Source organism: Aurantibacillus circumpalustris, assembly GCF_029625215.1.
Taxonomy (GTDB): Bacteria; Bacteroidota; Bacteroidia; order B-17B0; family Aurantibacillaceae; genus Aurantibacillus; species Aurantibacillus circumpalustris.
Map to the genome: position 1 here is coordinate 3007057 of NZ_CP121197.1, position 14424 is coordinate 3021480.

17 protein-coding genes are annotated in these 14424 nt (G+C 34.8%); 3 read left to right on the forward strand and 14 right to left on the reverse strand.

Annotated elements, in window-relative coordinates; genetic code table 11:
* Positions 1–39 precede the first annotated feature (39 nt).
* Positions 40–2088 carry a phenylacetic acid degradation bifunctional protein PaaZ gene (gene paaZ, locus P2086_RS12480; protein ID WP_317897074.1) on the reverse strand — a complete coding sequence of 683 codons (2049 nt, stop codon included), beginning with the start codon at positions 2086–2088 and terminating at the stop codon, positions 40–42.
* 181 nt (positions 2089–2269) lie between these two features.
* Here paaZ and apaG point away from each other — a divergent pair, with 181 nt between their 5' ends.
* On the forward strand, positions 2270–2656 hold the full coding sequence (apaG, locus tag P2086_RS12485) for a Co2+/Mg2+ efflux facilitator ApaG/CorD (protein WP_317897075.1): 387 nt from the start codon (positions 2270–2272) through the stop codon (positions 2654–2656).
* Positions 2657–2662: 6 nt separating this feature from the next.
* On the opposite strand, the gene P2086_RS12490 is transcribed toward apaG, so the two are convergent.
* The 3 genes from P2086_RS12490 to P2086_RS12500 are packed head-to-tail and all read right to left on the reverse strand — an operon-like array spanning position 2663 to position 5564.
* Positions 2663–3043 (reverse strand): hypothetical protein, encoded by a 381-nt coding sequence (locus P2086_RS12490; protein WP_317897076.1) that lies wholly within the window; start codon positions 3041–3043, stop codon positions 2663–2665.
* A gap of 53 nt (positions 3044–3096) precedes the next feature.
* The gene (locus P2086_RS12495) at positions 3097–3945 is read right to left on the reverse strand and encodes an alpha/beta fold hydrolase (RefSeq protein WP_317897077.1); all 849 of its coding nucleotides are present in this window, start codon (positions 3943–3945) and stop codon (positions 3097–3099) included.
* A 41-nt stretch (positions 3946–3986) separates the two neighbouring features.
* Positions 3987–5564 (reverse strand): fused MFS/spermidine synthase, encoded by a 1578-nt coding sequence (locus P2086_RS12500; RefSeq protein ID WP_317897078.1) that lies wholly within the window; start codon positions 5562–5564, stop codon positions 3987–3989.
* Between the two features lie 253 nt (positions 5565–5817).
* On the opposite strand from P2086_RS12500, the gene P2086_RS12505 reads away from it, so the two are divergent.
* Positions 5818–6231 carry a DUF7793 family protein gene (locus P2086_RS12505; protein ID WP_317897079.1) on the forward strand — a complete coding sequence of 138 codons (414 nt, stop codon included), beginning with the start codon at positions 5818–5820 and terminating at the stop codon, positions 6229–6231.
* Here the strand turns inward: P2086_RS12505 and ygiD are convergent.
* The 4 genes from ygiD to P2086_RS12525 all read right to left on the reverse strand — a co-directional run bounded on the left by ygiD (position 6224) and on the right by P2086_RS12525 (position 8988).
* Complete coding sequence (gene ygiD / locus P2086_RS12510; protein ID WP_317897080.1) at positions 6224–7099, reverse strand: 4,5-DOPA-extradiol-dioxygenase; 876 nt, start codon at positions 7097–7099, stop codon at positions 6224–6226. The two genes, P2086_RS12505 and ygiD, sit on opposite strands and share 8 nt — an antisense overlap.
* A gap of 40 nt (positions 7100–7139) precedes the next feature.
* Positions 7140–7706, reverse strand: a complete 567-nt coding sequence (locus P2086_RS12515; protein WP_317897081.1) for an NADPH-dependent FMN reductase — start codon at positions 7704–7706, stop codon at positions 7140–7142.
* A gap of 516 nt (positions 7707–8222) precedes the next feature.
* Positions 8223–8612: an SMU1112c/YaeR family gloxylase I-like metalloprotein gene (gene gloA2, locus P2086_RS12520; protein WP_317897082.1), complete on the reverse strand. Its 390-nt coding sequence runs from the start codon at positions 8610–8612 to the stop codon at positions 8223–8225.
* A 7-nt stretch (positions 8613–8619) separates the two neighbouring features.
* Positions 8620–8988 (reverse strand): DUF1304 domain-containing protein, encoded by a 369-nt coding sequence (locus tag P2086_RS12525; RefSeq protein WP_317897083.1) that lies wholly within the window; start codon positions 8986–8988, stop codon positions 8620–8622.
* A gap of 119 nt (positions 8989–9107) precedes the next feature.
* Here P2086_RS12525 and P2086_RS12530 point away from each other — a divergent pair, with 119 nt between their 5' ends.
* Positions 9108–9515, forward strand: a complete 408-nt coding sequence (locus P2086_RS12530) for a DUF7793 family protein (RefSeq protein ID WP_317897084.1) — start codon at positions 9108–9110, stop codon at positions 9513–9515.
* Position 9516: 1 nt separating this feature from the next.
* Here P2086_RS12530 and P2086_RS12535 read toward each other — a convergent pair whose 3' ends face one another.
* The 6 genes from P2086_RS12535 to P2086_RS12560 form a co-directional block, all read right to left on the reverse strand.
* Positions 9517–10098, reverse strand: a complete 582-nt coding sequence (locus tag P2086_RS12535) for a TMEM175 family protein (RefSeq protein ID WP_317897085.1) — start codon at positions 10096–10098, stop codon at positions 9517–9519.
* Between the two features lie 363 nt (positions 10099–10461).
* Complete coding sequence (efp, locus tag P2086_RS12540) at positions 10462–11013, reverse strand: elongation factor P (protein ID WP_317897086.1); 552 nt, start codon at positions 11011–11013, stop codon at positions 10462–10464.
* A gap of 192 nt (positions 11014–11205) precedes the next feature.
* A complete protein-coding gene (locus P2086_RS12545) occupies positions 11206–11604 on the reverse strand; it encodes a hypothetical protein (protein WP_317897087.1) in 399 nt (132 codons plus the stop codon).
* Between the two features lie 152 nt (positions 11605–11756).
* A complete protein-coding gene (locus tag P2086_RS12550) occupies positions 11757–12155 on the reverse strand; it encodes a response regulator (RefSeq protein WP_317897088.1) in 399 nt (132 codons plus the stop codon).
* Positions 12152–13639, reverse strand: coding sequence for a PAS domain-containing sensor histidine kinase (locus P2086_RS12555; protein WP_317897089.1), 1488 nt, complete (start codon positions 13637–13639; stop codon positions 12152–12154). The genes P2086_RS12550 and P2086_RS12555 overlap by 4 nt, the downstream gene beginning before the upstream one ends.
* Positions 13640–13978: 339 nt before the next feature.
* Positions 13979–14266: a bactofilin family protein gene (locus P2086_RS12560; RefSeq protein ID WP_317897090.1), complete on the reverse strand. Its 288-nt coding sequence runs from the start codon at positions 14264–14266 to the stop codon at positions 13979–13981.
* Positions 14267–14424 lie beyond the last annotated feature (158 nt).

Here is a 14424-nt window from a genome sequence, read left to right on the forward strand (position 1 = left end):
AATTGTCTTAATGTGATTTTTTTGATTTGTAATAAGTTTTTAATCTTGGTTACGCATTTTTACCATAGTTAGAATAGTAGCAATAGCAACGGTTTCACCGGTTTCGTCGTAAACATCTACCAACCATTTTACAATTCCCTTGGCAACATCCTCTTCATTTTTTTTCTCTTGAACAATTTTTTCCTTACACGTAAAACGCACACCAATTGTACTTCCCATGTAAACAGGTTTGGTAAAACGGCACTCGTCTATTCCGTAATTTAATAAAACTGGACCCTTTTTTGCGTTTACAAATAATCCTGCTGCCTTGCTCAAAATGTAGTATCCATGTGCAACTCGACCAGTGAAAATAGTTCCATCCAAACTTGTTACATCTGTATGGGCGTAAAAATGATCTCCACTTACGTTTGCAAAATTAACCACGTCAGCCTCTGTTACGGTATGTTTTGCCGTGATTAAGGTTTCTCCAATTTCTAAATCCTCAAAGTATTGACGGAAAGGATGAATGTCTTTTTCAATTTGTTTTGCTCCTTGTTGGTATTGATTTAAAATATGGGTTATGGTTGTTGGAGAACCTTGAATAGCAGTACGTTGCAAATAATGAAACACACCACGTTTGCCGCCCATTTCTTCACCTCCGCCAGCGCGACCAGGTCCACCATGCACCAATAATGGCATTGGTGAACCGTGACCTGTGCTTTCTTTCGCACATTCGTTATTCAAAACTAAAATTCGTCCGTGCATACAGGCTGCACCAATGGTGTACATTCGTGCAATACGATCATCGGCAGTAATGATACTACTTACCAGACTACCTTTTCCCATTTTGCTTAACTCAATAGCTTCATCGATTGTTTTATAAGGCATAATGGTACTAACAGGACCAAAGGCTTCAACACTATGACAATCTGTATTCGTAAAAGGTTTTTCATTCAAGAAAATAATAGGAGGCATAAACGCACCTTTATGTTTATCAGCGCCTTTCACTTCAAATTTTTCAAAATCACCAATGATTATTTTTTGAGTTTTAGAAAGCAATTCAACTTTTTCTTTTACTTCAATGAGTTGTGCTTGTCCAGCCAAAGAGCCCATTCTAACACCTTCTACATTTGGATCTCCTATAATACTCTGAGCCAGTCGTTTACCCAATGCTATATGAACATCTTCTACCATGTTTTCTGGCACAATAATCCGTCGAACCGCCGTACATTTTTGTCCTGCCTTTGTAGTTATTTCACGTGCAATTTCTTTAATAAAAATATCAAACTCAGGCATTGCGGTGGTAACATCTGTTCCAAGAACGCAGCAATTCAATGAATCTGCTTCCATATTAAAGTGCACAGATTCTTGTAATAAGCGTGGATGAGCTTTTAGCATTTTTCCTGTAGAAGCAGAACCAGTAAAGGTTACAACATCTTGATTCATCACATGATCGAGAATACCATTGGCGCTTCCACAAATTAATTGAAGCGCACCTTCTGGTAAAATTTTACTCGCAATAATTTCTTTTACAACAGCTTCGGTTAAAAAGGAGGTAACGGTTGCCGGTTTTACGATAGCAGGAACTCCTGCTAACCAGTTTACAGCCACCTTTTCAAGCATCCCCCAAACCGGGAAGTTAAAGGCGTTAATATGAATAGCAACACCTTCTTTTGGTACACAAATATGGTGACCAATAAAAGTGTTGTTCTTAGAAAGTCTGGCTACATCTCCGTCATAACAATAACTTTCGTTTGGAAACTGGCGACGCAAAGAGGCATAGCTAAATAAATTCCCAATACCACCTTCAATGTCTACCCAGCTATCAATTCGGGTTGCTCCGGTTGCCCAACTTACTTTATAAAAATCTTCTTTTTTATTTAAAAGATGCATGGCTAAAGCTTTCAACATCAGTCCACGCTCTTGAAAGGTCATTTTTCTTAGTTTCGGACCACCCACATTCCTTGCGTAGTCACACATCTGACCAAAATCAATACCTTTACTGCTTGTTGTAGCAATGGTTTCACCCGTTATGGCATTAAATAAATCTTGTCCTTTATCTGTTCCTGCCACCCATTTACCGCAGGCATAATTATGTAATTGATTCATAAATAGTATCCTTGTTTAAATAGATAAAAGTAAGAAAGGAATCACTAATAAACCATATTTTGTTTAAAAGCTGAACATAAATTTAACTGTTAGTTAAGTGTAGCGCTAATAATTTGATTTTTGTTAAAAAAACTATTCACTAGCTTTTTTGATTGAAACACTTTAATTTAGTGCTTAGTAAATGGTTAAGATTAGTACGCATAATATTGAAATTTCGGTGGAAGTGAAATACTGGCCTCAGCACAGTATGCCAAAGGAGAATCATTATTTCTTTGTTTATTTTATCAGTATCGAAAATAAAAGTGATTATGCTGTTCAATTACTTAAAAGACATTGGGATATTTTTGATAGTATTGGTGACGCGCGTGAGGTTGACGGTGAAGGCGTTGTAGGGGAAACTCCAGTTTTAGAACCGGGTCAAAAATTTGAATACAATAGTGGTTGCAATCTTACCAGCGAAATGGGACACATGAAGGGGTATTACACGCTTTTAAAAATATTAGATGGTACTGAGTTTAATGTTGAAATTCCAAAATTCAATCTCATCGTGCCGGCAAAAATGAATTAGAGTAGTTTAGACCTCGATTTTATATTCCGTTGAATCTTTTACTGTTCCATTATTATTATTAAAGTGTTTCCAATGCCCAATTTTTTTATCATTTTTATAAAAACCTTCTTCTATTTTACATTTTCCCGAAGAACACGTTAGTGGTTTTGCGTTTACAATAGAATCTATCGGGCAGGCTATGGATGCATTTATGTTGGAAAGTCCTATCTCGTAAATAATCCAGTGACCTTGCCTTAGGCCATTTATATCTAAGTAGTTAACTGTGTCTTGGTTATCAAGCACTTCATACTGTGGTAATATTTCTTTTAATTCTGTTTTGGTTTTGTTTTCGCATGAGGAGAGTAATACTAACAACCCAATTGCCAAAAAAAGAATAGTGTGTTTCATAATTATGCAGTATAGTAGTTAGTACACTTGAACAAAACGTGAGTTCAATTTTATTATTCAGAAAATCTAAAAGCGTTTGCTTTAAAAGGTTGAGACAAATATGTATCTACTGTTTTATTAAAAAGATCTGGATTTAATTTTGCTACACCATGTTTTTCTCCGCTAAGAATGCACAGATTTGCAAAAGGAATATTTTTATAAATAAAAAAAGTATGTTCTTCTTTAATAAGGTCACGGTCGGTAGACATCACTAATACCGGAATTTTTATTTTGTGAAGGTCTGCAGAAGTAATGTGTGGTTGGAACTCCATCATTCGGTTGCGTTGCTGTTCTATTAGCCAATTTTTTGCAGTGTCTTTTACTGCCAGCATTTTGTCTGCCTTTTCTCGCTCATGGTGTATTTCCAATACTGTTGAAGGATACAAGGAATTTGAATCAGGTTGCATATTAGCACCAAACGCAACAATCTTTTTTATGTGTTCGGGAAAATAAATGCCCAATAAAATACCAATAATTCCGCCGTCACTTTTTCCAACAATGTAAACGGAATCCATTTTCATTGCTTTTATGAATTCAGCCAAATCTTTTGCTTGTTGCATGTACGTGAGTGAATCTTTTCCAAGTTCAGATTTGCCCCGTCCCCGACAATCAATGGAATACACTTTATATTTTTTTGAAAAAAAATCAATTTGTGGCGCCCAACCTCTGGTGGGGGTTGAATTTCCGTGAATCAGCAATAATGGTGTTCCATTACCATACACTTCATAATAATGTTTGACACCATTCAGTACAACATATTTTCCTACTTCTTTATTATCACCGTACGGTGTTTTGTTTTGGGATTTTATGTTAGAAGAATTAAAACACCAAAACAGAATCAGCAAAATTAATTTAGTTTTCATCCGCGTTTTTAATTTAAAGATAAGAGCATTTTTAATACTAATTAAAACGGCCTATCACTTTTTTTAGACTTAAAGGAAGCGAGTTCTTTTCTGATTGATTTTCGGATTTCAAAGTAATGTGATTTGAGTAAAACATCTAAATTATTTTTATCATCCGTTAGAATGTTTGAGGACTTATAGTCAAATAGGGTGATTGGCAAAGTGTACTGCAAAAGAGCACCTCCCTTAATTAAAACATCCGGCAAAAGACTAATTTTACTAACATCAAGTGGATTTTTAGTAGCAACAAACATTACATCTCCTATTTTTTCAGAAAGTAGTGGATTAAAAAGATTTACCTGAAAACCAGTAGCCGTAAGTGTTTTGTAGATGGAAGGAACAAAGGCGTTTTCAGTGAAGCCTTTTACACCACCGTGTTCTATAATTAGTGTACCATTTGTATTTAAGAGTTTATAGATCTGCCGAAAACTTTCCAGGGTAATTAACTGAGCTGGAATGCTCTCTCCAATAATCACATCCACAATAATGAGGTCGTATTTTTTTTTTGTTGAGTTAATATAGTATCTGCCGTCAGTAATAAAATGTTCTTTATGTTCAAGCATACCAAAATACTTAACTCCGAAATCATAGATTCTTTTGTCTATTTCAACCGTTTCCACATACGCGTATTGATCTTTCAATACCTTAAACAAACTGCCGGCTCCCAAGCCAATTAACAAAGCTGATTCTTTTTTAGGAAAGTGTTTCAGCAATTGACGGGTAAAGTTAACGTATGGAAAAAGGCTTTGCGTTGGTAGGTTAGCAAAAACATAATTCTGTGGTATGTTATTAACTCTTAGTTTCAATACTGTTGTTGGAGAGCCATCGTTACCATAAACGTGTTCATTGGTAACTTTCAATTCACCAAGTAAGCCTTCAGAATACTCTAATAATTTCATGTTATCCTTTAGTGGAATGCTTGGTCTAGATTTATTAAATGAAATGCCGGCAACTAAGAGAATTAGAAATAATGCCTGCGGGAATTTTTTAGCGGATAATTTATCTTTAATAAGGAACACGGTGGCAAGTGCCGCTACACTTAAACCTAAAATTCTTAACGGAAGGCTTATTCCATAATTTGGTATCACTATAAAACCAAAGACCAAGGTGAATAAAATACCGCCTGACGTAGAGATTGCATAAATGTTCCCCGCCGATCTTCCAGATAGCTCGGCTTTTTTTGTTATTTGAAATATAATTAATGGACTTATCATTCCCATTAAAAAAATCGGAAAAAATAAAAAGAGTAATTCTGAAATAATAAGTCCCGAAAAAAACGAAAAAGAAATTGTTTTTTGCATTATGAAGGTAGCAATAGTGGGCATTATTAATACAGATAAACCGCTCACCAGAAATACCCAAATTATTTGATTGCTGGAAGCAAATCTAGATTTTGTTGTGACGTAACCACCGGTATAGTAGCCGGTCATCAGTGCAAAAAGTGTGATGGATAATGTGGAAGCCCAACTGTATAATGAGGCTCCGAAAAAAGGAGTTAAAATTTTGGCGCCTGCGAGTTCAGTTACCATAACAACGCCGCCTTCAATAAATGAAATGAGATAGAGATTTTTGGGTTTCATGAAGTATTGTGAACAAATCTCGTGCCGTTTTTTAAAATAATGTGCGGGACGTTTGTTAAAATTATTGACCACCTATATCCATTTTAATATTAAGAGGGGTTAATAATAATCTAAAAATTATAGGCGCATCCCTAGAAACTATTCCTATCCTCTTTTTACTTTTCTAAAAATTTAGAATGTAGGGTTAACTCACCCATTAGTTTTTTTACTCGCTTTTATTATTACTTTTGCATAACTAGGCTACTCAATATTTATGATTACGACACCAATAGAATTACCATTCGTTACAATCTATTACGAGGAACCTGTAATTGTTTTTAATTATAAACCAGATACTCTTTTAGGTGTACCCGAATTAAAAAAAATTGTAGCTGTTGCCGAAAATTTAAGCGAAGGTAAACCTTATGTGACTTTTTCAGATGTGCGCTCAACTATTAATATGACCGAGCAAGCAAAAAAATTTCTTGCTGATCCAAAGAATATGCCTTTATTCAGAGGTTCGGCCATATTAGTGTCTACAACCTTGTTTAGTTTTGCTGTTAATTTTGCACTGAGTTTTAGTAAAAAAACTTATCCCATAAAAGCTTTTGTTACAGAAGAAAAAGCATCAGAATGGTTGCGTTTATTGTCTTTAGAAGATAAAGTGGCTGTTTTTGAAGTTAGCTGAATATCACACTTCGCATGCTAATGGAACCCAAATCAAATGTGCTGTTAAAGAATTCAAATTTATCTGTTTTAGATCTCAGTCCAATCGCATACATTAAAGGTAAATAGTGGTCATTTGTCGGATGTGCCATGGTTGCTATTTTACCCAACTTTTGATAGTCTATTAAAGCTTGTGGATTATTGTCTTCAATACTTTTTTTAACCAGATAGTCAAACTCAACAGCCCAATCAAATTTCTTTTCTTTGTCGCCCCAACTCACCATACCAAGATTATGTACTACATTTCCACTAGCGACAATTAATACTCCTTTGCTACGTAGCACAGAAAGTTCTTTTGCTAAATTAAAATGATACTCGGGCGCCTTGCCGTAATCAATACTCATTTGAAACACGGGTACATTTGCTTTTGGATACATATTTTTAAGTACCGACCAAGCACCATGATCTAATCCCCATTCAAAATCTTCGTGAACTTTTGTTGAAGTTACTGACGACATTGCCATTTTCGCATAATCAACAGCGCCAGGTGCCGGATATTCCACTGCAAATAAAGAATCAGGAAATCCACCAAAATCATGAATCGTTTTTGGTTTATCTGTCATTGTTACTGCAGTGCCATTGGTCAACCAATGTGCTGACACGCACAGAATAGCTTTTGGTACTGGAAGTTTTTTTCCCAACTCAGACCAACTTTGACTGTAAATATTATCTGTAATGGCATTCATGGGATTACCATGTCCTACAAAGAGAACAGGCATTTGGTCTGTCGTCCCAAAATTTTCTGTGAGTTTAGTTAAGTCGTTTAGTTGCATGGCTTTTCCGGCTAATGGTAATAGAGCAAGTGATTTTATAAAATCTTTCCTGTTCATTTGTTGAAATTTCTTCGACGATTGAAATTACTTAATTTATTTAGAAGATTACGTCTGTTTTACTTTTCTGAATTTCTTCAACAAGGTGATTGAAAATTTTTGCCAGATCTTCTTTTAATTGAGGATCAAGAATCTCCGCAGAAGCATTTATTTTTTTACTAATGTTAGGAATACTTAAATGTGATTTCTCATTCATCTTTGTTCCTAATGCTCCAAGTGTAAGTAGAAGAGAAGTCATTGCTTTTTTACCACCTTCATACAATGGTGAAGCACTAATAGCTATAACTGGTTTTTCATTCAGTTCACCTGATGAAACCGTCCAATCCAAGGCATTCTTTAAAGTACCCGGTACACCGAACGCGTATTCTGGTGTACTAATGATCACACCATCAGCTTTTTTTAACTGTTCTTTAAAATTTGCAACCGCATCCGTTCCTTTTTCATTTTCGGGATTAAAGTGGGAGAGTTGATCGAGACCATCGAATACTATAAACTCAATATTTTCTGTTTTAAATTTAGAAAGCGCACGTAAAATATTGGTATTGGAAGATGTGGATTTAAGACTGCCAGATATGGCGAGAATGTTTAATGGATGAGCTTGTGACATATAAATTAGCTTTGCTTCTATAAAAGTACTGCTGCATATTTAAGATCACAAATCTTTAAAATGGTTTTAAGAAATTTTGTTTTTTGTTTTGCTCAAGTATTACAAAATAAATAGGACCGCTAAAAGTTATTTTTGTTTTGGGCGCCCCTGCCTACCGGCAGGCAGGCGGGCGCGCTTTCGCTATCGCACAAACTGGCTCAAAAGTTCACAGAACTTTTGCCCTTCGCTCTTCATGTTTGCCCTCAGGGACAAACATAAAGGAGCTCAAACAGGCCGCTCAATCGCTGGCGCTTACTGCTTTTTAAACCTGTAGTTCTTTTGAGGTTTTAAATTCCCGAAGTTGGAAATTCACAACTTTTTATTTTATACAACATTTTTTTTATAAAGGAAATAATTTATTGTTGATAGATTATTTGTTAAAGCTTTGTGCATCTGTTTTTGATTTAGAATTACGGTTTAAAACCATTCAAATAGTCTAGATTGATCAACTAATTAATATCATTGTGTATTTTGGTACTACCCTTCATAAAGCTCAATAGGTAAGTTATCCGGATCAAAAAGAAATGTGAATTTTTTGTCGGTGAATTCATCTACACGCGGTGCTTCAACTTTTACCTTGTTTTTTTTGAGTATTAATATAGCTTCATCTAAATTAGCCACTTTAAAGGCAATATGTCTAAGACCGGCGGCTTCTGGGCGACTTAAGCGTTCCGGAACAGTTGGAAAAGAAAAAAGTTCTATCTGGTATAAACCGTTTAGGGCAAGATCAAGTTTATAGGAATCTCTTTCTTTTCGGTAAACTTCCCTAATAATTGTAAATCCTAAAACTTCGGTGTAAAATTTTTTAGACACAGAATAATCAGAACAAATAATAGCGATGTGATGCAGTCCTTTTAGTGATAACATAAATAAATTAGTGTTGAGCTAGCAATGTGATTACCAAAGCAAGTGTAGCTGGAACGGTTTGAATAAAGAAAATAGATTTTTGTGCCGTAATTGCTCCGTAAATTCCTGCAACCATTACACAGCCCAGAAAAAAGTACGCTACATTCGCACTCCAGGCCGTATCAGCAATAAATAAAGACCAAATTAATCCGGCAGCCAGAAAACCGTTATATAAACCTTGATTTGCAGCAAGCGCTTTTGTTTTTTCAAAAAGATCGGGTGGAATGGATTTAAAGGTCTTTCTGCCACGCGTAGTCCAGGCAAACATTTCAAGCCAAAGAATATAGATATGCAAAATGGCAATCATGCCGATAAGGATTTCGGAGATAAACTTCATAATAAATTGATTTTGTAATAAAAATAGCGAATCGTTTTATGAGTTCAAATAAAAAACGGTTAGAACATTTATGTCATTTATTTGTTTATCTTGTGTCACCGAAAAAAGGATAAAATTTTATGACCGGCTCAAAAATCAATTTAGCTTCTCAATCGCATGACTTTGATGGTTATACGATTTCTAAAAGAAAGGATGGCATTGTACAAGTTCAGTTTAAACCAGGCTTTAGTATTGACATTGAACACGCCAAACACATGGTGACTGTTATAGAGAGTATTAAGGAGAATGAAAAGTGTCTTTTTCTTGTAGTGTTTGAAGAGGATAATACCTTTAGTATGGAAACACGAAATTATTTTTCTTCAGATGCAGTTTCAAAAATCATTAAAGCAGATGCTCTAGTCATAAAGGGCTTGGCATGGGAGATTCTTGGGCGCGGTTATCTGCAAATTAATAAACCAAACAGGCCGACACGTTTGTTTAAATCGGCCGCAATTGGTACCATGTGGTTATTAAATAATATCCATTAATTTATTCTTCTTTTTTCAATCGCTTTTCGATGCGTTTGTCTGGCACCAACCAAAGAAGCGCAACACCAACATAAATAGCACCTGAAATCCATTCACTTAAAAAAGCAGCTGGAATGGCTATTAAATAGAGTAGGGGGGATAACTTACCTTTAAAATCGGTACCAAGAGCTAGAGCAAGTGTTGAATTGTTTCCGTGTTGATGAATGATAGTACGTTGCAAAATAAAATAGGCAATGGCACACATTAATAAGATAAGACCGTAAAGTGCTAATGTTTGCGGAGCAAAATGATTTTCGCCCATCCAAGCAGTAACAAAGGGAATAAGTGATAGCCAAAACAATAAATGCAAATTAGCCCATAATATCCCGCCACTCACGCGTTCAACAGTATTTATTAAATGGTGGTGGTTGTTCCAGTAAATACCTAAATAAACAAAGCTAATTAGGTAGCTTAAAAAAACAGGTATAAGTGGTATTAATGCGCTAAAATCGGCACTGTGTGGCGTTTTTAATTCCAACACCATAATGGTAATGATAATGGCTAAAACCCCGTCACTAAAAGCTTCTAATCGCCCTTTTTTCATTGAATTGTTTATATCACTGCTATGTTAACCACAGAGTTTCACACAGAAAAGCACTGCTATGTCAACCACAGAGTATCGCTGAGGAATAAAAGAGTTTCACGGAGAATAGTATAAATCTGTACGTCTCTTCTACTCACTTTACTCTACATAAAAAAATACTCTGCGAGACTCTGTGGTAAGAAACTCTGAGCGCCTCTGTGGTTAAAAACGAAGCAGTGCTAACTTAACCACAGAGTTTCGCTGAGGAATAAAGGAGTTTCGCGGAGAATAGTATAAATCTGTACGTCTCTTCTACTCACTTTACTCTACATAAAAAAATACTCTGCGCGCCTCTGTGGTTAAAAACGAAGGCGGAGCCGCATTCTACTTAACCCTTTCAACATACTCCCCATTCTCAGTTGTGATTCTGAGCACATCGCCCATGTTCACAAAAAGAGGAACCTGGACAGTAATATTACCCTCAACTTCTGCGGGTTTTAAAAGTTTGCCTTTTACACCTTCTTCTGTGTATGTTACAGGAAGCTCAACATATTTTGGAAGGTCTCCATTCAATGGTTTTTCGTTGTCATCAAAACGAATAGTCAAAATCATCCCTTCTTTTAAAAATTTAATCGCTTCTGCAAATATAATTTTGGGAATATGAGTTTGTTCAAATGTCTCTTGGTTCATGCATACTAGGAACTCACCTTCCTCATAAATAAATTGCATTTCAATTTCATCCACACGAATAAAATCAATTTTTTCTCCTGAACGGAAACGAATTTCACTTTGTTTGCCCGTTTCTACATTACGACATTTAACTGAGTAAATAGCATTGCCTTTACCTGGAGTAATATGATCGTAATCGATAACTTTTAAAAGTTCATTGTCTTGTCTAAAGAAAGCGCCTTTAGAAATATCAGAAGTAGTTGCCATAATTTTAATTTAAGCCATGAATTTACGGGCTTTTTTGGAGGGAGACAAATACAGGACTTTCTTCAATAATTAATTGGATGTTTGACATAGTTAAAATTACTTATAATTTGAATAAATTTAAATGTGATTGTTTTCAGGTTATTAGCTGTATTTCGCAGGTTTACAAATCCTGCGGAGTGTGAAGAATGGGCTTTATTTGTTTTTTAGATAGTCATCTAACTCAGCGTCAGTTCTTATATGGTAGGCAGTTCCTTTTACTTTTGCGAATTTTACTTGTGGAGTAACAACAATTAGAGGTACACTTGTCTTATGATACGTTTGAACTTGGTCTATTAATCCGTCTGCGTTAGGATAGAATTTTAGAGCTTTTTTATAAGCTCTGCCCTTAACCCAATTATCGCCTGCCCAACCCAATGGAATGAAAAGGATCCAGACTCTTGCTCCAACCGAACTCCCTTCTGCTTTGCCAAGTATTTGTAGTCTATCCTTTTCATTACTCGAAATCGTTGTTGTATTTGGGACGTTAGTTACACGGTTTGTTATACAGGAGTTTGTTAAAACGATAACCATCCCAATTAAAAGTAATTTCATTTTCAAATCATTTTTTATTAAGATTTTCTACGTAGAGCGTTAATTTGACTTGTTCGTTCAATGTTATTATCATTTCTATATTCAATAAAACCGTCCTAAAGCGTTTTGAGCTTAGGCGCTGTTATAGTCAGTGCTTTTTGTCATTCGTCTTTCTATAGTTTTTTTATCAAATCTATCAATTTGTCTTTAGTAATAGGTTTAATAATATAATCAGAAACCTCGCTAATAGTTTTGGCGCGTGTAACATCGTCAGGCGAAATGGATGAGGAGCATATGTAAATCGAAATCTTTTTCCCGATTGTTGGATTAAGTTTAGTGTATTCTTCAAGAAACTGCCAACCGTTCATTATTGGCATACTAAGATCTAACAGAATGATTTCAGGTAATACATCTACATTGTTTTTATTTTCTTTTAAAAAATTTAAAGCGTCTAAACCATTTTCGAAAACCTTTATAAGGTCAACAAGCTTAGTTTGCTCAATTGCTTTTTTTGTCAGGAAAACGAAAACGTCATCGTCATCAACAAGTGTAAGGGTTTTTATCGGGCTCATATATTTTGGTTTTTAAATTCTATGAAAAAAGTAGTGCCTTTTTCGGGTTCACTCTCAACCCAAATTTTCCCATCCTTAGCTTCAACTTGGGTTTTTGTCATGAACAAACCAAATCCTTTTGCATCAGGATGCTTATGAAATGTTTTACGGATTTTAAAAATTTGATCTTTATGTAATACTAAATCAATTCCCAATCCATTATCCGTTACTGATAATAATATTCTATTGTTTACTTCTTTTTTAGTTTTTATTGTAATTATAGGTTTTCGATTTGGTGATTTATATTTAAGAGCGTTACTTATTAAATTTGTAAGAATGCTTTCTAAATATTGTTGAGGGAAATAAATTATATCCGTCTTGTCGAAGTTTAATTGAATATCTGCACCATACTCTTTAATTTGAGTTTCAAAGCCAATAAGAATCTTTTCTAAACAATCTTTTAGAATTACTTGATCAGATTTTATTTCGATGTCTTGTTTAATTTGTATAGATTCGACTAATTCATTAAATACTTCCATTAAATGATTTACAACCGGTTTTATTTTCGCTAATACTTCTTTTTGTTCAGCTTCATCTGAACTTTGTTCAATATAATCTACAAGCATGGATATATTTATTAAAGGAGCTCTTAAATTATGTGAAACAATATTGCAGAAGTCAACAAGCTGCAAGTTTTTTAATTGCAATATGTGAGCGTGTTCAATCGCTTTTTCATTGCTTTTTTTGATTTGATCTTCTCCTTTTTTTCGCTCCGTAATATCAGATCTAATAGCAACATACTGGTAAGGTTTTCCGATTGAGTTTAAAAAAGGAACAATAGTGGTGTCCACCCAATATACAGATCCATCTTTAGCTTTATTCTTAAGTTCTCCTTTCCATACCTTTCCATTGGCAATAGTTGCCCAAAGCTCTTTAATAAACTCTTTCGGGTGATGTCCAGAATTTATAATGCGATGATCTTGTCCAATTAATTCTTTGTTGGAATATTTTGATATTTTGCAAAAGTTATCATTTACGTGGGTAATGATTCCTTTTTGGTCAGTAATCGCCATAATAGCCGATTCGTCAAGGGCGTACTTATAATCGGAAATTTCTTTTAGCGTCTTTTTAAGTTCTTCTTCACTCTTTTTTCTGTCCGTTATGTCTGAACGAATGGCGACATATTGGTAAGGCTTGTGATCCATATCTAAAAAGGGCACAATAGTGGTGTCAACCCAATAAACAGTTCCATCTTTCGCCTTATTTTTTAGTTCACCTTTCCATACTTTCCCATTGGCAATAGTTGTCCAAAGTTCTTTAATAAACTCTTTTGGATGATACCCTGAATTTATAATCCGATGGTCTTGTCCGATTAGTTCTTTAGCAGTATACTTCGATATATTACAGAAATTATCATTTACATATTTGATGATTCCTTTCTGGTCGGTAATAGCAACAATTGATGATTCATCAAGAGCATATTTATAATCTGTTATTTTCTCCATGATAATTAAATTTAAGTGTCAATTAATTATTTTGCAGTTGTAACAAAATTGTCTACAGCATTATATCAGGTTTGTCTCTATGCATTGGCTATAACTACTGGCTTGGTCCGAAAACAAATACTTACAAACGGATAAAAGTATTTGTTGCTGTTTAATAAAAAGAGGCTGATGAATAGGGTATATTGAAAATACACTCTTAAAACTATTGATTCCACCAAATGTCAGAATCCCGCCATGTTTTGTCGTTCTTTTATTTTGCTTTGGCTTCATTAATTTGTTGAGTGGTCAAATTTCTTAGGTCGTGAATGTGTCCGATAAAATTTTCATTTGATTTAAATTTTACAATTTAATTACGGCATTTGGTTCGATGTCGAATTTATTGCCGCTCAGTTTACCTGTTACAGCGCCGTAAATTTTACATTGGCCTTCGTTGAATATATTGCCTTTTGTTTTCCCATAAATAGTAACCGATGAACCTTGTTGAATAGTAATTTCTCCATTTATCGTACCGAGAACAATGAAGTCAACGGAGTTTGTAACAGTAACATTTCCAGTAATTATACCGTAAAGTGTGGCAGTAGTATCTATTGTAGTATCTTGTCTTAGATGTGTTTTAATTTCAGTCATTTTATCGCGTTTTAAAAAGTACGAATAGCTAGCGGCTTTGCGTGAGCCTAGGGTGCAGGTAAACAGGAATCATTTGTTTCCATAGTTAAAGCTAAAAATTAAAACTACCATTTCCACCAAATGTCAGAAACCCGCCATTTTTTGTCGTTTTTCCGACA

Coding starts and splice junctions, on each gene's coding strand:
- P2086_RS12500 (WP_317897078.1), bottom strand. CDS start 5,564: ATGAAACCCAAAAATCTCTATCTCATTTCATTTATTGAAGGCGGCGTT.
- P2086_RS12490 (WP_317897076.1), bottom strand. CDS start 3,043: ATGAAACACACTATTCTTTTTTTGGCAATTGGGTTGTTAGTATTACTC.
- P2086_RS12550 (WP_317897088.1), bottom strand. CDS start 12,155: ATGAGCCCGATAAAAACCCTTACACTTGTTGATGACGATGACGTTTTC.
- gloA2 (WP_317897082.1), bottom strand. CDS start 8,612: ATGTTATCACTAAAAGGACTGCATCACATCGCTATTATTTGTTCTGAT.
- P2086_RS12560 (WP_317897090.1), bottom strand. CDS start 14,266: ATGACTGAAATTAAAACACATCTAAGACAAGATACTACAATAGATACT.
- P2086_RS12530 (WP_317897084.1), top strand. CDS start 9,108: ATGACCGGCTCAAAAATCAATTTAGCTTCTCAATCGCATGACTTTGAT.
- efp (WP_317897086.1), bottom strand. CDS start 11,013: ATGGCAACTACTTCTGATATTTCTAAAGGCGCTTTCTTTAGACAAGAC.
- P2086_RS12515 (WP_317897081.1), bottom strand. CDS start 7,706: ATGTCACAAGCTCATCCATTAAACATTCTCGCCATATCTGGCAGTCTT.
- P2086_RS12535 (WP_317897085.1), bottom strand. CDS start 10,098: ATGAAAAAAGGGCGATTAGAAGCTTTTAGTGACGGGGTTTTAGCCATT.
- P2086_RS12495 (WP_317897077.1), bottom strand. CDS start 3,945: ATGAAAACTAAATTAATTTTGCTGATTCTGTTTTGGTGTTTTAATTCT.
- P2086_RS12525 (WP_317897083.1), bottom strand. CDS start 8,988: ATGAAGTTTATCTCCGAAATCCTTATCGGCATGATTGCCATTTTGCAT.
- paaZ (WP_317897074.1), bottom strand. CDS start 2,088: ATGAATCAATTACATAATTATGCCTGCGGTAAATGGGTGGCAGGAACA.
- ygiD (WP_317897080.1), bottom strand. CDS start 7,099: ATGAACAGGAAAGATTTTATAAAATCACTTGCTCTATTACCATTAGCC.
- P2086_RS12505 (WP_317897079.1), top strand. CDS start 5,818: ATGATTACGACACCAATAGAATTACCATTCGTTACAATCTATTACGAG.
- P2086_RS12555 (WP_317897089.1), bottom strand. CDS start 13,639: ATGGAGAAAATAACAGATTATAAATATGCTCTTGATGAATCATCAATT.
- apaG (WP_317897075.1), top strand. CDS start 2,270: ATGGTTAAGATTAGTACGCATAATATTGAAATTTCGGTGGAAGTGAAA.
- P2086_RS12545 (WP_317897087.1), bottom strand. CDS start 11,604: ATGAAATTACTTTTAATTGGGATGGTTATCGTTTTAACAAACTCCTGT.